This window comes from candidate division TA06 bacterium B3_TA06 (assembly GCA_005223075.1).
In the GTDB taxonomy this organism is placed as follows: domain Bacteria; phylum Hydrothermota; class Tepidihabitantia; order B3-TA06; family B3-TA06; genus B3-TA06.
In genome coordinates, this window is record NJBO01000014.1 from 41,645 (window position 1) to 58,261 (window position 16,617).

Consider the following 16,617-nt stretch of genomic DNA (forward strand, 5'->3'; position numbering starts at 1 on the left):
GTAAGGAGGCGATAGTATGAAGCGAGTGGTTACAGCTTTCGGGATTCTCGCCATCCTGGTTTACGCTCAGGGGTTCGAGGAGGTAGATATAGCCGAGCTGGGGATCGATGAGTTGGCAGGGTCTGTTTCTTTCCTGGATTACAACGGTGACGGGCGTATTGATTTCTGGGCCGGATACGCCTACTTAAACGACGGCGAGGGAAACTTCACAAAGCTTGAGACAAGTAAGTGGGGAGGCGGGGAGATCGTATGCTGGGGTGATTACAACAATGACGGCTACCCGGACGCGTTAACCTGCCGCACCGTATGGATCGATACCACCCCACGCAAGGATACCTGCTTTATCCTACTTTATGAGAACTCAGGACCGCCCGACTATGTGCTCGTAGACGTCTCAGAAGATGTTGGGCTCGGTTTTCCCATCCTTGATCGCGACCTCAACGATCCGGCCTGGCTTGACTACGATGCAGACGGACTTCTTGATTTCTACTACTCAAGTTACGAGTTCGTTCCTTTGAATTCCGAGGAAGACTACCCCTACTGGTCAGGACACGAGGATTACCTCTTCCACAACACAGGTTCAGGGTTTGAGGACGCCTCAGAAGCGGCGGGTATTCGTGAAGGAGGCACCGATACCCTGTGTGCGCGAGGGGTAAGCGTTGGAGATTACGACTCGGACGGGGATGTGGACATCTTCGTCTCGGTTTACCGGCTTCAACCCAACATCCTGTGGCGAAACAACGGAAACGGGACCTTCACAAACGTCGCTGAAGAGGCGGGTGTGATGGGTATCTTCAGCGAGGATTATTACGGACATAACATAGGTGCCGCATGGGGAGACTACAACAACGACGGATACCTGGATCTCTTCACCCCCATTACCCATCACCCTACGTACCCGGGCGACTACACCAGCCACCTTTGGGCGAACGACGGCCCGCCCGAGTGGGGTTTCACCGATCACTTTGCGGAGTCCGGAATGAACAACTCGGAGATAGGTTCGGCACCTGTCTGGACTGATTATGATAATGACGGCGATCTTGATCTCTACTGGCTCAACCTCTACGGTTCGCCTGGCAAACAGGGCTGGCTTTACCGCAACGATGGGGACAATCAATTCACCGACGTTACCCTCAAGGTGGGCATAAAGACATGGGGCAGCAAGAGTTACGTGCTGTGGGTTGACATCAACCAGGACGGGAAGATGGATGTCTACGCGCCTTACAGCTATTCGGGTGAAACTCACAAGGTCTTCTTTATCAACACCGCTGAGCGCGGCCACTGGCTGCAGCTTGACTTCGAGGGCCGGGAGAGCAACCGCTCCGGTATCGGGACTCGGGTCTGGGCCTATTGCGGCGATTTGATGGTGATCCGCGAGGCTGCCCCATCCAACGGCAACGGCTACGGCTCGATGTTTATTGCACGCCAGCACCTGGGTCTTGCAGATCACGAGATGATCGACTCGCTCATCATCCGCTGGCCACGAGGACGTATCGACCGCATACGCAGCCTTGCCGCGGATCACTTGATCGGCATGGTCGAAGGCCCGCCATCTGCTCCTGCTCGGTTGACCTACTCGTGGCTGGGAGGGGATAGCTATTATTTCGCCTGGATACCTTCTCCTGAAAGGGATGTTGCCGGCTACCGGCTCTGGCAGCGCTTTGGTTCCGCTGATCCATGGCATATTATTGCAGACGCTATCCCTGCCTGTTCAACCCGCTATACGGTTATGCTTGAGCCTCCCCTGGCAGAGGTTTCCATCACCGCCTACGACTACTGCGAGGAGGACGCGGAAAGCCCACACTCTCCGGTAGCGACAGGTGTCGAAGAGGATCCGTTCGCTCCTTCAGGGTTGAACTTTGAGGTTGGTTCGTTTTCAAGGATCATCCCGTGCAGGTTCTCACTTCCCACTATATCGGATGTGAGCCTTGAGATATACGATCCTGCCGGTCGGAGGGTGCGTGTTCTGGCATCCGGACAGTACCACGCCGGAACCCATGAGCTGCGCTGGCCAGGGACGGATGAAGAGGGCAGGGCGTTAGGATCGGGCGTATACTTCGTGCGGTTGGTTGTTGATGGAGAAAAGGCGATAGCTCGAAAGACAATACTACGTTGATAACACCCCGGAGTCACCCACACTCACCCTGTTGCGATTCTGGTAGGTGGTTGACATATAAGTGACAGCTGCTATCCTTAGACAATGAAGTGGCCGATAATCGCGCTTCTGGTGATGACCGGGCTCTTGTGGATCACGATCTTTATGCTCCTGGTTATCTGGATACTGCTACGTATGGGCAGAATACTTGACGAGCTCTTCTCGTATCTTGATGCCCCCGGGTTGGTGCGGGCCCAGAAGAGGAGTTTGTGGTTTCTTCTCCCCCTTGGAGCTATGCTTGCTGCAGGGGTCGTTCTCATCGTTCTCGATAACGCACTTTTCTGGTTGCTTTTGGGTGTGCTTTTGATAAGTGCTTCTATCTCGGGTGCGGCCGCTTTGCTCCTACTGGCCGAAGTCTGCGGCCGTGCCGGGGCAAAATCCAGCGCGAAATGATGGCATACATCCTTCCCTTTTTAATCGCGCTTGGCACGGTGGCCATATTCAGCCTTTTTGCCTTTCTTGCCACACTTTACCGCGAGTATCGCTGGTCCAGGCTCCTCATGTGGGTGGGGCTATTGTTTCTTCTCGGCGGCTGTTATCTTTTCGGGGTAAACGTTATCCGCCTGCCCCAGCTCTGGATAATCATAGCCTCCCTATTCTTCGCCGTATTTTTCGGTATCTCGGCAGGCTACTTTATCCGACGAAGCCGTCGGTTACACAAGTGATCTTTTTTGTCCGGAAAAGCGTGGGAGGAGATTCCTTCAAGCCTGCAACCAAAGACTATATAGAAATTCGGCGCAATAGCGATTCATTTGTGGAATTCTGGGGTTTCGTTTGGGTGCTTCTATGAGTATTTCGGCAGAGTTAACCTCGACACCTATAAGCCCGAGACGATGACGATAGAGTAAGGACTTGTCAACGAGTCGAGCCTTGCCATTCCAAACGGCGATGTAAGTATAATCGGCGAAAAAGGTATACCGCCTAGCCTGAAGAATAGCATCTCGCCATCGAGCTTGCTTCGCTTCAACCGCTACTATGTGATCAGCAGGAGACGGTAAGGAATACAGAAGGCGTGCCGACTTACCTCTGTTATGTTCAACAAGCCCAAGATTCACAAGTCGTGGCAGGATGCTTTTCTGCAAAGTGCTTTCAGCTACTCCTACTTTTCGAAGAAGTTGTTCATAGGATACATTTACATCGAGTCTAAGTGCCATTAATGTTTCTACGAGTCGATAGTTGTCAATGGTAACACCCTTAAGCCCATTTTCCTTACGGAAGAAGTGATTCTCATCCGAAAGATACGCCCCTACGAGATCTGCTCTTCCATAACCAGCGCTGAATTCTTCAGCAATCATACTCAACCCTAACCCATCTTCCATAAATGTTTTAATGGGTCTAATCATATGGGCTTCCAAACGTTTCACATTCACTCCTGTTTGGTTACCACCTATATTATAAACACTTCTAGCCAAGTTTCAAGATGTCTGTAATGGTAAGGATTAACGTCAATACCATATTTCTTTAAATTACGCCATGCCTTGATAGCCGACTTCACTCTTTCACAAAACCATTGAATCCTTTCCAAGTTGCTACTTAAAGAATTGATTTCTGATATTTCTTCTGTGCGTTTTTGTAAAAAATGAGGTTTTGAGGCTCTGTCAAGACTTGATGGTGAGATAGAACAATAAGGACAGTTGCATTGATATTCAGGCTTGTTGTTTAATATATCCTCAGCCATTTTGACAGATAAGCAGGACATTAATTCCGGGATGTAATATTTGGGTGACATATCATAACCAATTGCACGATCTAATAAAAGTCCTTTCTCCGAAAAACTTGTCAGGGATGCAATACCATTGGTTATTCCATCTACTCCAGCGGCAAGCATTCCCAGGCCAAGCGAACCAACACGACAGGCAAAAACAGGTTTTCCCAAACGCTGAAAGAGTTTGAGTAAGTTTAAGTAAGAATAGAGTTGTAGACGATTATCGGTCTTCTCGTTGATAGCATCAACGTAAAATAGGAATCCATTCGCTTTCGCTCGAGAATAACGGGTCAGTAAAGTTTGACGATTTGTGTCATTGGTATACGCTTCAATATTTAGAGCAAGTCCTGCATAAACCTTTTTCCTTGAGGCTGTTCGCTGAGCGTAAGCAAGAGATTCTTCTATCAATTTGATGTCAATATCCATCCACTCAGATCCCAGATTTCTACAAAAGTGGAACGGGGCTACAAGATCTGCACACCCCCATTTTAACTGAAAGTCGAGGCAAGTTTTAACATATGCTTGTTGATCTCGCAATGATTGCAAAGACGTCGCTGTTAGTACGCTGTTCTTGTCAAAGACATAAGGCAGAGCTACAAGGCCTTTTGTCTTGGCGAAAGAAGAATATGGTAACCGGCTTGTTCCTGGATCGAAGATAAATGGTATGTTGTTGTCTTGGAATTCCGAAAGAGTTTTTCTATGACTGGGCAGAAAATTTGCGGGGTACACCAATCCATCTATTTTTCCGCCTTTACGAACAAAATCAACAGTCACAGATTTCTCATTTTGCATTAATCTGAAGAAACACCTTTTGGGGTATTCTTTTTTTCGTTCCCGTGCTAAGATTCTAGAACTTTTAGGTAGAGTCATTGGTGTAGCTCTAATTGCCTCAATCAACTCATCATGGTCAAGCATTCTTTCGTAGGGTTGCTTTTCAAGAAGAGTCAGAATAAGGTTCTCAAACTCAGATGAAAGTTTAGGATTATGGCGGGTAGGTGGTGTTGGGGGATTGTTAACTACTTTACCAAATAACTCTAACTCCGTCCGTGCCTCGAATGGAAAAGCTCCCTGTGTAACCAAGTGATAAATCATTACACCTAACGAATAAAAGTCAGCACGTTGATCAACATCTCCTCCTCTTAGAATCTCTGGGGCAATATAACAATGTGTTCCGATTGCTTGACCGGGTATACTTGTTAAGGTTGTATAGTCAAGCATTTTCACAAGACCAAAATCAAGTAACTTGACTTGACCTTCTGCTGTTAGAAATATGTTGGCAGGTTTCAGGTCGCGGTGAATGATATTTTGAGCATGGACTGTTTTAAGGCCATCGATGACTTGACAAAGGATATTTTTAAGTAAGACTTCTTCAAACTCGTAATTAGCCTCCTGAAATGCCTTATGCAAGTCTGTTCCGTCTAGGTACTCCATGGCTACATAATAGCGAGTGGTATTGCCGAACTTTGCTGTTCCCGAATCAATAAATCGGACTACATTTGGGCCCACAGCTTTTTGCAAAGCTCTGACTTCTCGTTGGAAGCGTCTCAGATCAAAACCGAACAGGATAGCTTCTTCTTTGATCAGCTTAATTGCGACTCTTTCGTTGCCCTTGAAAGCTTCGTAGGTTTCCCCAAACATTCCCTTACCCAGCATCCGGCCTAACCTATAATCGCGAAAGTCGTCTCCACTGACTCCTCCTTAATATATCATAAGTATATTCTTTTGGGTGAAGATGTCAACCCCCCTGAGCCGGTTTTTTCTGTGTTGCGGAATTTACTCTAACCCCGCCGCATGGCGCTGTGGAGCTCGCGCTCAGCACGAAGGCTCAGGGTCCCCAGGAGGATAAGTGTCCCGATACTCAAAACTGCCCCGGGCAGAAAGAGGATCAATACCGGCATGAGCGTGTTCTGATAGAGCAGGAGGGCCAAAAGGATCAGTATCACCCAGGCTACTATCTGGACTATGCCCGCGGCAAAACGACGGCCCGGGCGGAAGAGAACCGCGCTTGAGACAACGGAGATGGCGGCACACGCTCCAAGGAGGATGCCGGTTGTAAGAAATGCCTGTGTGAAGAGAAAGGCTAAAAGCAGGATAAGCCCGGCCCAGATCAACGTGTTCACCAGGAAGTAGAGGTTATGCCAGTGCTTCTTGGCCGAGAATCTCTTCATTGCTTAAATGATGAAGCGAGGAGACTTAAGTCCCCTCGCCTCCATCTTCTTTAACTCCGGTTTAATCGACAATGACGATCTTCCTGGAAAGGGTCTTTGTTTGCCTCTCAAGGCGCACGAAGTAGATGCCCGCAGAAACGAGTTGCCCTTTTTCGTCGCGGCCGTCCCATGCGAGGCGGTGTCTTCCGGCCCTTTGCATCCCTTCATCCAGGACCTTCACCGTTCGGCCCGTAACGTCGTAGACTGCAAGGGTAATCCGTTCATTCGCAGGCAGGCTATAGTCTATCCTGAAGCCCTGGGACGCAGGTGAGACCTCAAACTCAAGTTCATACCTATCTGTTCGTTCCTGGATGGCCACAGGCCCGAGATGGGCAAAAAGTGTGTCATTTTCAGGCACCACGTCTTCTGCAAACTCGGTAATGACCCATAAGGTTTCGCCCGGGCAGCAGTACATCCCGCCGAAGATCAGTATAGCCGAGTCACCCGGAGCAACGTCTTCGGCCATCAGGATTTTGTCGAATCTATTTACTCCAAGGCTGTCGAGCAGGCAGTGAACCGGGAACGTCTCGGCGGCGGTGCCCAGGTTGCGGACCTGCACGATTAAAGTCCTTGTGTCGCAACGGGTTACGTCTTCCGGCAGGGGTGAGATTATGTTCTCCGGTGCCACATCACCTTCGCTTGGATAGCTGATTGTGACCTCCTCAAGCCTGGGGGCCTGCAGGAAGTCGGTGGTGAAGATCCCCCGGTAGCGGATATACCGTGATGCCAGGCTGTCCGGCAGGGTATCCCCGTCAGCTACCTGGAGCCATTCGCTCCACGAGGGGGCGGGATCAGGAACGTTGCCTGTTTGAACCTCAAGGATGAAGCCCGATCCGAAGGGTACAACTGCGGTATAGAAAACGGAGCCCCACTCTACAGTATCTCCTGCATCGTAGATCGAGGATACGTAGATCTCATCCCCGCTTCGGTCGTAGGGGTTGCCGGCGTCCGTTGTGGTGCTTATGTGAGCGCCGTGGGTGAGGAGGCTGTCGTAGGCTGTGAAGTCTGGCCCCAGATAGATGTAGGAGTAGGTGTCGAATGTGCTATCCTCTAGCCAGTTGCAGAAGCAGATGTCAAGAGTTCTATTCCCGTCAAAGTCGCCTATTACGTTTCCCATCGCGCTGTGGGTCATAAGAATTCGGGTTGTAGCGTAGTCAGGGCCGCAATAGATTGACCCTGGGAGAGCCAGGTTTGAGAAAACAATGTCCAGCTCGTCATCTCGGTTGAGATCGGCTACCGAGACGCCGCGGGATTCTGCGGTGAGGAGTCCAAGAACTGTCGTGTAGTCAGGACCGTAGGCGATGTAGGAGCTATCTCCCCAGGCGGAGAAGACGAGGTCCAATGTTTCGTCACCGTCGAGGTCGACCACTGTCACGTCGGTCAGCGAGTCGATGTCTGCGATTGTTTCGTTGGATGTAAAGTCCGGGCCGTAGTAGATGATGGCTTGAAGCCCGGCGAGGACGATGTCCGGATCCCCGTCCTTGTTCATATCGGCTATGGCGTTGCCGAAGTTCCAGCCGCAGGCCAGGCTGTCGCGTTGAGCAGTACCCTGATAATAGATGTAGGCGTAGCCGCCCACAAGGTTCGAGAAGACGAGGTCAAGATATCCGTCCTTATCCAGGTCCGCTGCACTGACCGCCATCCCGCAGCGGGTAGGGAAGCTGTCTACGTCAGTCCAGGGGGCAGGCCCGTAGTACAGGTGTGAGTAGAGGTCGCCTGCGCCAGTTGAGTCGTCGAAGGCCGAAAGAACTACGTCAAGATTGCCGTCGTTGTCATAATCCACAATCAGGTTGCCTGAGCCGTTGTAGCTGAAGATGGAATCTGCAAATGTGAGCTTGTCGTAGTGATAAGCATGGTATGCCGGTCCTGGGTCCAGCGTATCCCTGCTGCGGTTGTTGGAGATCAAAAGATCCAGACTCCCGTCCTTATCTATATCCCGGTAATGTATCATCTGGACCGCACCGTCTCCGGCTATGCCTGTGTCGGCAGCGTAAAGTGTGGCGTTATAGAAGCCATCTACGAAGTCCTCCTGGGTGGTTTCTACCCACCAGTTGGCTGCGGCCAAGGGCAGGACTGCAATCAGAATAAGGCCTGGGATGAGAATAGAAAAAACCTTCATTCTACCTCCTTTTTATTCATAAAGCTTCTCTCGATGTTGCTTGCTGAAGTATGCTAAGCAAAGTTTTGGGATTGTCAAGTGGTGAGTTCCTTCCTGAGCCTTATCGCAAGTTCTCGGGCCTCTTTAGGCTTGCAGATGGTTAATTTAGCCTCCTCAACAAGATCCCCTACATGGGGATTGAGGAGCTCGGGCACCGCATCCTCTGCAATGATCACGTTGGGCAGGGCGAAGTGTTTGACTCGTGCAAGCATTCGTATGAGTGCTACCTCCAACCTGGGCAGCGAATAGAATACAACCTGAGGTATTCCCAGGAGTGCGGTTTCAAGACAGGCCGTGCCGGATGCCACCACTGCAAGGTCAGCACTTGCCAGCGCTCGGTAACGCGTGCTGCCTCCTGTTGCTTTGTCGTAGCCTTCCAAAAGGAAGGAAGCGTCTTTTGCTTCACCCTCTGTAAGGAAGAGCCATATAGCCCTGTCCTTTGGGTAGAGCTGCTTCCAGGCGTCCCTGAATCCTTTGAGCAGCGTCTTGTGTCTTGACTGTTCAGACGGCCTGCTGCCCGCAAGCAGGGCTATACTCCTCCTCGAGGCCCTTGAGGTTTTTCTTTTCACATCGAAGTAGGGGGTAAGATGTTCGACCAACGGATTGCCTGTAAAGCGTGCCGGTAGTCCGAGGGAGCCCAGGAAAGCGGCCTCCCTTGGATACAGGCAAAGAAGGGAGTGGTAGCCTTTACGCAGGAGTGTCGCCCGAAACCGGCCCCATGCCCACAGCTGGGGCGGGGCGAAGAACACCCGACGCATCCCCTTCAGATCCCTAAGCCTCAATCCGAGTATCGTGTTCGGCTCGGACCAGGCCACCGCGAGGAACACATCCGGTTTCACCCTGCGCACCTCCCGTTCTATACGCTTCATCCTTACCAGAGCCTCCCCCGCGCCTTCTATCCCTGCTGCAAATCCCACAGGGGCATCGCTTTCTTGGAGTGCAGCCGGCCAGATGATCTGGGTCCCTGCTTTCTTGAGTTCTTGGCTTATAAGCCCGGCGTAGAGCGCCCCGGAGCGCTCCGCAGTAGATATGTATACTCGTTTTCTCACTAATCCGATTTAGACGCCTTAAGCGGCTCGAATGTGGCAAGGATCACCTCAAGCTGGTTCAGCCAGAAGACCTTCTTGGTAGGAGGAGCGGGGTAGAAAAGCATGGCGTCTATCATCCAGAAGCGGCCGCCCTCGTTGAACGAGAAGCCAATCATCGGCCCACCCACTATCATAGAATCGTTCTGCCAGACCCCTTCGATGCGTATCGCCTCGCTGGCGCGGAAGTAGGACGCCCCTGCAGTTGTGAATGTTGAGTCCAGATAGTCTCCCTCGTAGAAGCGGGCGGTCAGGCTGTCGCGTAAGGAAAGCATCGCTTCGCGTGAAACCTCGGGCCTTTCTTTATCCTCCCAGTAGATGAAGATAGAGCGATCAGGTTCATGAGCGTGAACCCAGATGAAGTTGTGCTCAGCGAAGCGTTCATCCAGCAGCCACTCCTTCGGGACATTGAGCTTGAAGCCGTAAGTCTCTATATCTTCAGAAAGCTCGGCGTCTTCGCCCTTGCCGTAGGTCATTGCCTGCAGGCGTTGTAGCAGTCGGTATTTGAATGTTTCGTGGAGCTTTGAGCGGACCGCCTTCAGTCCCAAGAGCATGTTCAACGTATCACGAGCCATGAAGACCAAAACGCTCTGGTTTTTTGCCCATATATCGTTGATTCGGTACAGCGCGAACGAGTCGTTTGCGGAAAGGTCAGGAAACAAACTGCTTGTCAAGGAGTCTTGCTCGAATCCCACGATCAGTATGCCGTGCTGGGTCAGACGGTTAGCTAACTCCCCTGGTTCCATGTAGCGAACGATGAACTCCTTAGCGGGCTGCGGGGTGAATATCTGTTTTCCCAGAGCAAACGCCAGCTCCTGCTCGATCACCTCTTTATGCTCGGTAAAGACCAGCACGTCTCGCGCCCGGCCTACAGAGGAGGGTTTATAGTTACAGCCTGTCGCCAGGAGCGCAACTGCGGCTGTTGCTGCAAATCTTTTCATCAAGCCACCCCTAAGAGTTCCAAGCTTTGTGCGTGTCTGCGCCGGATGGTTGCCGAGACACGCGGATGTTTTTTAAGCTCTGGATCTTCCTTTAATATCTTGAAAGCATCCTTTTGTGCGGCCATAAGCAGATCCCGGTCTCGCAGTAAGTCTGCAATCCTCAGGTCTGGCAGCCCGTGCTGGCGCCTACCCATGATCTGACCAGGGCCGCGTATCCTTAAATCCTCCTCTGCCAAAAGAAACCCGTCCTCTGTGTTTGCGAAGAAGGTCAGGCGTTGGCTTGCCTCTGGCGAGAGCCCGGAAGGCATCAGCAATACGCAGCGCGAAGGCCTTGAGCCCCTGCCTATCCTTCCGCGAAGCTGGTGAAGCTGGGCAAGGCCGAAGCGCTCGGGATGCATTATTATCATGATGGTAGCCTCTGCAACGTCCACCCCCACCTCGATCACAGTGGTCGAGACAAGCACCTCGACTTCTCCCTTACGGAACCTGGACATGGCTAGCTGACGCTCCTGCGGTTTCATCCTGCCGTGCACCAGGGTCACCCTCTGATCGCCCAGTCTTTCCACCAGCTCGTCAAAGGTCTCCTTGGCCGAGGAGAGCTCAAGCTTCTCCGACTCCTCTATCAACGGACAGACCACGTACGCTCGATCGCCTTCCTTTAATCTCTCCTCCAGCCATCTGTACACGCCTTCTTTTCTGCTCTCGTAGGCAAGCTCCGTCTTTCGCTCCGCTCGCCCTTTGGGTTTCTCCTTTATAACAGATACGTCAAGGTCGCCGTAGTAGGAAAGGGTTAAGGTTCTGGGGATCGGTGTTGCCGACATCACAAGTACGTGAGGCCTCACTTCGCTCTTGGAAGCCAGTGCCGCTCGCTGCATCACCCCGAAGCGGTGCTGCTCGTCCACGACAACCAGGGCCAGGTCTCTAAACTCAACGTTCTCCTCGATCAGCGCGTGTGTGCCGAAGATCATATCCGCCTTGCCTCGGGCGATCATCTCGCGACGCTCCTCCTTCTCTTTGTTCTTCAGGCTCCCGGTGAGCAGGAGCGGTCTTGCTCCAATGGCTGCAAGCGTGTTTCCCCATTTGTTGTAGTGCTGCTCGGCTAAAATCTCGGTGGGTGCCATCATCGCCGCCTGCCTGCCCGCATCGGCAGCCGCAAGCATCGCGTATAAAGCTACGACCGTCTTGCCTGACCCAACGTCGCCCTGCAGCAGGCGGTGCATGGGGTTCTTACCACAGATGTCAGCACCTATCTCGGCTATCACCTTCAGCTGGTCACGGGTCAGCTCGAACGGAAGCGCCTTGAGAAAACCCTTGGTCAACTTACCTTCGGAGAGCAACGGTTCAGCCTTGATTCCCTCCTCAAGGTTCCTTCGCCTCATCGCGATCAGAGCCTCGAAGTAGAACAGCTCCTCGTAGCGCAGCCTTGCAAGCCCCTTCTCGATCTCGGCCATCTCTTTGGGCCGATGCACGTACTGTAAAGCCTGCATGATGCCGGGGAGCTCGTGTCTCTGCATGAGTTCGGGAGGAATCGTTTCCGGCAGCTCATCCAGCTCATCCAACGCGCGGTTTGCGGCCCTGCGCACCTCCCATGCAGCAAGACCCTCGGTCAAAGGATACACCGGAAAGATGGGCCTCTCGAAGAAATCGGGGTTGGCATCCAGCCGTTCGAAGAAGGGGTTCACCATCTGCATCTGGTCGTAAAAGGTAATCTGACCTGAGACTAACAGCTTCTCACCGGGCTTGAACTTGCCTCGCAGGTCAGGCCGGTTGAACCAGACCACGTACATCTGGGCGCTTTCGTCTGCCACAAGTATCTGCACCAGCGGCCCGCGCCTGCTCCTGCGGAAAGAAGCTCCCATAACCTTGACCACGAACGTAGCCTCCTGGCCGATCTGTGCCGACGCTATGGGCACCGGGTTGGAGCGGTCTATATACCGGGTGGGCAGATGGAACAGCAGATCCTCGACCGTCTCGATACCCAATTTCGACAACCGTGCCGCTCTCTTGGGTCCGATCCCTTTGAGGTACTGAACAGGTGTCTCAGGCTTCAGCGTCGTATCCCCCCGATGAGACAGATAGGTGAATCATTCTTATGGTTGGCGATAAGCTTGGCTTCGGTGGCGAATATGATAAACGATTACGACCTTTGCCTTATCATCTACTTGATAAATCACTCTGTAGTCCTTGATCCGAATTCGATAAATCCGTTCTGCACCGCGAAGTTTGCGATGGTGTGGCGGAAAGGGATTATCTCCAAGGGATTCAACCGCTTCTATTATTGGTGGGATATGCTGTGGATCGATGCTCCTTAAGTCCTTTTCCGCTGAGTGCTTCCAGCGGATATTATAGGAGGCCATCCCTTTGCAGCTTCTTTTTAAGTTCCTCAAAGGACAGGGTCGGCTCATCCCTACGTTCGGCAACCACTGCAAGATCATGTAAATCTTCCAGAAGTTCCTCATATTCCTTGAGGGGAATGATTACCGCTGTCCTTTGGCCTTTTTCATCTACTACGTACTTTTCCCGGCCTCGTTCCATATCTTTCCTCCTTCAGGAGACTTGTTTCGCCTTGTCCTTCTTACTATATTTACGTTCCGTGTAGTGTCAAGATGGCTGTTGAGTCACTTAGTCATCCCTCTGAGTGTATACTCCAAGAAGAGATCACTCAGGATTGCCAGTTTTCTTTGAGCTCCCGCCAGGTTTCGGCGAGAGCCTGAGAGATTACCTTAACGTCGGCTAAAACGGGCATGAAGTTGGTGTCGCCTGACCAGCGGGGCACCACGTGAAGGTGCAGGTGATCCTCGATCCCGGCGCCTGCCACCCTGCCGAGGTTGGTTCCTATGTTGAACCCGTCAGGATTGGCCGCCCGGCGAAGTGTGTCTATCGAGCGCTGGGTTAAACGCAAGAGCTCGGCTAAAGCGTCGTCTGAAAGCTCGGCCAGCTCTTTTGTGTGCTTGTAGGGCGTCACCATGAGGTGGCCGTTGTTGTAAGGGAAGCGATTCAAGACCACGAACACGTTTTCACCGCGGGCCAAAACCAGGTTCTTTTCGTCGTCCTGGGGCTGGGCGGAACCGATCTCACACAAAACGCACCTATCCTTCCCTTCGTCAGATAACGCTTCCCTGATGTAGGTCATTCGCCAGGGTGCCCAGAGTTTTTTCATTACATGCCTCTATCTATAGAGAAGTCAGGTTTTTTTACGGTCTTCCATCCGCAGAAATTTGGAACGGGTTGCCGTTCATTTGGTGTCCACAGGGATTTCCACACAACTAGAGATACTACTTTTGCACAACACGCATTGAGTTCAGAAAAGCGACAACTGCTCATGGTCTTTTTCATCTTCATCTTTCTTCTCGGCCTCTTCTTCCCTGGAGAATACGCTTACCGTGCCGAACACCCCGTCGTAGCCTTCTTCCACCTTGACCTGGCCTTTCCGCATCCTGGCTATGCCTTGAGCGATCTCGCGCCCGGCCACCCGTGCTATCTCTTCGGTATCCGCCCACAGCAGGGCATTGAACTCGCCGTCCAGCTCCTGGCATACCCGTTCGTAGACGTGGCCTACCCCGGCGGTGTCCCGGCCAATGCCCTTGGCCTCGCCGATCAACTCAGCCAGAGGTATTATTGAGTAGTAGGGCAGTGCGCCCGTAGGATGGAAGCCTTCGGGCCGGTCGGCAAGCTCTTCTACGCGGTGAAGGACCCCAAGTGTAAGCGGCTTGCCGCAGCGGGGGCAGATATTTTTCCCCCCGATCGACTCGCCCGGCGCCAGGCGAATGTTACAGTTGCGGTGCCCGTCGTAGTGATACTTGCCTTCCTGAGGGAAGAACTCGATGGTGCCGAGCATTCGCTTCGGGTCCTTCTGTTTGAGTGAGTCCTTCAGCTCATAGAACGAGGGCTCTATGTCGAAGATGTTGGCCTCGCGTCCCATGCGGGCGGGCGAGTGCGCGTCGGAGTTGGAGATAAGGGTTATCCTGTCAAGTGCCGACAGCCTCCAGTTCATGGCCGGATCGGATGAAAGGCCGGTCTCGGCCGCGAAGATCTCCTTCGAATAGCGCCCGAAGCACTCCTCTAAGGAGTCGAACCCGGACTTGGAGCCGAAGAGCGAGAACCAGGGCGTCCAGATGTGGGCAGGAACGATAAAACTGTCCGGGGAAATCGAAAGCACTCCCTCCAACATCGCCTCTGAGTCAAGGCCAAGGGTTGGACGCCCGTCCGAGGTCAGGCTGCCGAACCGGCCAAGGAACTTCGAGATCTTTTCCACATCGTCGAAGGATGGAGCGAATATCACGTTGTGTATCCTGTGCAGCGTCCCCTTGCGGGTGTAGATGCCCGACACCTCTGCGGTGAGTATGAACTTTATGCCGTCGTATTCATAGATTCCCGGCCCGGCCTCGATAAGATGCCGGTTAAGTTCGTCAAGCCAGCCAGGATGGGTAAAGTCCGCGGTTCCCAGAAGTCCTATCCCCTTGAGTTTTGCCATCCGCGCCATCTCGGGGATGCGCATGTTCTTGCTGGTCGCGCGCGAAAAACGCGAGTGAAGGTGAAGGTCGGCCACTATCTTCATTTCTTCTTCTCCGCGACGATCATTACCCGTGAGCTTATGTCCAGGAAGGAGTTGGTGGTCATGTGGGCGAATATCTTTACCGTTGAGAATCCCGCTTCCCGGAGGAGTTCTTCGATCTTTTCCATGGGATAGGCGCGTTCCTGATGTACCTCCTCAACCCTCTTATAGAACTTTCCATCGCCCACGAAAAGCGTCAGGTAAAGCGTAGAGATATACTTGCTGGCGTCGTAGACCGAGCGCCAGACCGAGTAGATGTTGTCTATCTCCCTTACCAGTGTATTCGTGCCCCATACCTTTGCCAGCCCGTAGATGGTGTTCATGTCGAATACGAAGATGCCTTTTTCTGCCAGGGCGTCGTGAACGCAGCGGAAGCATCTCTTGAGCGCGCGTTCCTCCGTAAGGTAATTGATGCTGTCGAAGTAGCAGGTGACCGCATCCACCGGATGAGAGAGCTTGAAGTTCTGCATGTCCGCCTTCATGATCTCGATCTTGTGGGCCTTCTTTTTCTTTCTTAAAATCTCAAGCATCTCGCTTGAGAGATCGATTGCGGTTACCTCGAAACCCCGGCGAACAAGCTCAAGGGTGGCCGAGCCGGTCCCACACGCTAAGTCCAGCACTCGCTTAGGCTTATGGCCGAAGTGCTTGAAGAGGTCAATGGTATAGTTTACCCACTCGGAGTAATCGATCCCCTTCATCAGGGTATCGTAGTAGTCGGCGACTCTGCTGAAGGGATGCTTAGTCATCATGGTATCACCCCGGTTACGCCCGAGCAGTTGATGTGCACTCGTTTCCAGCCCCGTCCGGCGGATGTCCTCACAAAGCCACCTATCTCCACGTGAAATTTGTCCACCGTTCCGTAGATCGTGTAGCGGCCTTCGTTCCAGGCAACCTCTTTGCGCTTTGGGTTCAAGGCTACAATCAGCTCCACCTCATCGGGTAGGATGTGGTTGACATCGGCAGGTGAGGGTAAGGAAACGGCCTTTTGAGAGCCCTTGCCTGCATGGGAATGAAACGTCCCGACAATCTCCATCCCCTCGGCGAAGCGGTTTATGATCCGGTTGATGCGCGCCGTGCGGTTCTCGTCTATCCAGGCGAACTCCTGGTCCGATTCTATCGCCTGGAAGACCGCGGCGTACTCGATTATGAATTTCGATTTGGTGGAATAGCCCACGAGATAACCTACGGTTTCTTCGGGATATATCTCGGCAGCCGCTGAAACCATGGTCAAGCACGAAGGCAGGGAGAGGTAAACGTCAACCACGAGGCAGTATAGTCGAGGTGAGTGGTTAAGTCAAGGATTCACCCCTAGAGGGATTTCAAATTTCACCGAAGGGCGACGATTGCGGAGTAGATTTTAAAGTTGTAAATCGTGGGTTCAATAATGAAGTGCAACACCTTGGAAAGCGAGAGGGATTTCGTTATTCTGAGGACGTATGCACTCAAGATACCAACATCTTGGACTGAAGGAGCGTGAGGTGACAGCGTGCCCCTTGAGCGCTTTATGCGCTCATAGGGTATAGATACGATGCGTAGAGACGGGCGATCTATACGAGAGATGGGCCGTGTTTTAGGCAGGAGTCCCTCTACCATCTCGCGTGAGTTGCGGCGCAACCCCTCGCCTACCTACGACTTTTACATAGACCATCGTGCTCAGGTACGAGCGGATAAGCGCAGGTCAAAGGCAAGCCGCAGGATGCGATTAAAGAGCAAGGTGATCAGGGGTTACGTGGTGTCCAAGCTCACCCAGGACTGGTCGCCTGAGCAGATATCGGGCAGGATAGAGATAGACCATCCGGGTATATCCATCA

17 protein-coding genes are annotated in these 16,617 nt (G+C 52.5%); 4 read left to right on the forward strand and 13 right to left on the reverse strand.

All coding sequences use genetic code 11. From position 1 onward, the window contains the following. Positions 1-16 precede the first annotated feature (16 nt). The 3 genes from CEE36_08585 to CEE36_08595 all read left to right on the forward strand — a co-directional run bounded on the left by CEE36_08585 (position 17) and on the right by CEE36_08595 (position 2,820). Complete coding sequence (locus CEE36_08585; GenBank protein TKJ41361.1) at positions 17-2,116, forward strand: hypothetical protein; 2,100 nt, start codon at positions 17-19, stop codon at positions 2,114-2,116. Positions 2,117-2,200: 84 nt separating this feature from the next. Further along, the gene (locus CEE36_08590; GenBank protein TKJ41362.1) at positions 2,201-2,548 is read left to right on the forward strand and encodes a hypothetical protein; all 348 of its coding nucleotides are present in this window, start codon (positions 2,201-2,203) and stop codon (positions 2,546-2,548) included. Continuing rightward, positions 2,545-2,820: a hypothetical protein gene (locus CEE36_08595; GenBank protein ID TKJ41363.1), complete on the forward strand. Its 276-nt coding sequence runs from the start codon at positions 2,545-2,547 to the stop codon at positions 2,818-2,820. Before CEE36_08590 ends, CEE36_08595 begins: the two co-directional genes overlap by 4 nt. Positions 2,821-2,856: 36 nt before the next feature. Here CEE36_08595 and CEE36_08600 read toward each other — a convergent pair whose 3' ends face one another. The 13 genes from CEE36_08600 to CEE36_08660 form a co-directional block, all read right to left on the reverse strand. Next, positions 2,857-3,519 carry a hypothetical protein gene (locus CEE36_08600; protein ID TKJ41364.1) on the reverse strand — a complete coding sequence of 221 codons (663 nt, stop codon included), beginning with the start codon at positions 3,517-3,519 and terminating at the stop codon, positions 2,857-2,859. A 23-nt stretch (positions 3,520-3,542) separates the two neighbouring features. Next, the gene (locus tag CEE36_08605; protein TKJ41365.1) at positions 3,543-5,513 is read right to left on the reverse strand and encodes a hypothetical protein; all 1,971 of its coding nucleotides are present in this window, start codon (positions 5,511-5,513) and stop codon (positions 3,543-3,545) included. A 125-nt stretch (positions 5,514-5,638) separates the two neighbouring features. Next, the gene (locus tag CEE36_08610; GenBank protein ID TKJ41366.1) at positions 5,639-6,028 is read right to left on the reverse strand and encodes a hypothetical protein; all 390 of its coding nucleotides are present in this window, start codon (positions 6,026-6,028) and stop codon (positions 5,639-5,641) included. Positions 6,029-6,089: 61 nt separating this feature from the next. Continuing rightward, a complete protein-coding gene (locus CEE36_08615) occupies positions 6,090-8,186 on the reverse strand; it encodes a hypothetical protein (GenBank protein ID TKJ41367.1) in 2,097 nt (698 codons plus the stop codon). A gap of 74 nt (positions 8,187-8,260) precedes the next feature. Beyond that, positions 8,261-9,283, reverse strand: coding sequence for a hypothetical protein (locus tag CEE36_08620; protein ID TKJ41368.1), 1,023 nt, complete (start codon positions 9,281-9,283; stop codon positions 8,261-8,263). Further along, positions 9,274-10,251 carry a hypothetical protein gene (locus tag CEE36_08625; GenBank protein ID TKJ41369.1) on the reverse strand — a complete coding sequence of 326 codons (978 nt, stop codon included), beginning with the start codon at positions 10,249-10,251 and terminating at the stop codon, positions 9,274-9,276. The genes CEE36_08620 and CEE36_08625 overlap by 10 nt, the downstream gene beginning before the upstream one ends. Next, a complete protein-coding gene (locus tag CEE36_08630; protein TKJ41370.1) occupies positions 10,251-12,326 on the reverse strand; it encodes an ATP-dependent DNA helicase RecG in 2,076 nt (691 codons plus the stop codon). Before CEE36_08630 ends, CEE36_08625 begins: the two co-directional genes overlap by 1 nt. Positions 12,327-12,341: 15 nt before the next feature. Next, positions 12,342-12,608: a type II toxin-antitoxin system mRNA interferase toxin, RelE/StbE family gene (locus CEE36_08635; GenBank protein TKJ41371.1), complete on the reverse strand. Its 267-nt coding sequence runs from the start codon at positions 12,606-12,608 to the stop codon at positions 12,342-12,344. After that, positions 12,595-12,786 carry a prevent-host-death family protein gene (locus CEE36_08640; GenBank protein ID TKJ41372.1) on the reverse strand — a complete coding sequence of 64 codons (192 nt, stop codon included), beginning with the start codon at positions 12,784-12,786 and terminating at the stop codon, positions 12,595-12,597. Before CEE36_08640 ends, CEE36_08635 begins: the two co-directional genes overlap by 14 nt. 127 nt (positions 12,787-12,913) lie before the next feature. Further along, positions 12,914-13,411 carry an HIT family hydrolase gene (locus CEE36_08645; GenBank protein TKJ41373.1) on the reverse strand — a complete coding sequence of 166 codons (498 nt, stop codon included), beginning with the start codon at positions 13,409-13,411 and terminating at the stop codon, positions 12,914-12,916. 141 nt (positions 13,412-13,552) lie between these two features. After that, entirely contained in the window at positions 13,553-14,809 is a 1,257-nt protein-coding gene (locus CEE36_08650; protein ID TKJ41374.1) for a DNA helicase UvrD, read from the reverse strand. Next, positions 14,806-15,555, reverse strand: coding sequence for a hypothetical protein (locus CEE36_08655; GenBank protein ID TKJ41375.1), 750 nt, complete (start codon positions 15,553-15,555; stop codon positions 14,806-14,808). Before CEE36_08655 ends, CEE36_08650 begins: the two co-directional genes overlap by 4 nt. Further along, positions 15,552-16,031, reverse strand: coding sequence for a hypothetical protein (locus CEE36_08660; protein ID TKJ41376.1), 480 nt, complete (start codon positions 16,029-16,031; stop codon positions 15,552-15,554). The genes CEE36_08655 and CEE36_08660 overlap by 4 nt, the downstream gene beginning before the upstream one ends. Before the next feature lie 333 nt (positions 16,032-16,364). Here CEE36_08660 and CEE36_08665 point away from each other — a divergent pair. Then, the coding region (locus tag CEE36_08665; protein TKJ41377.1) for an IS30 family transposase at positions 16,365-16,617 on the forward strand (253 nt) is incomplete at its 3' end.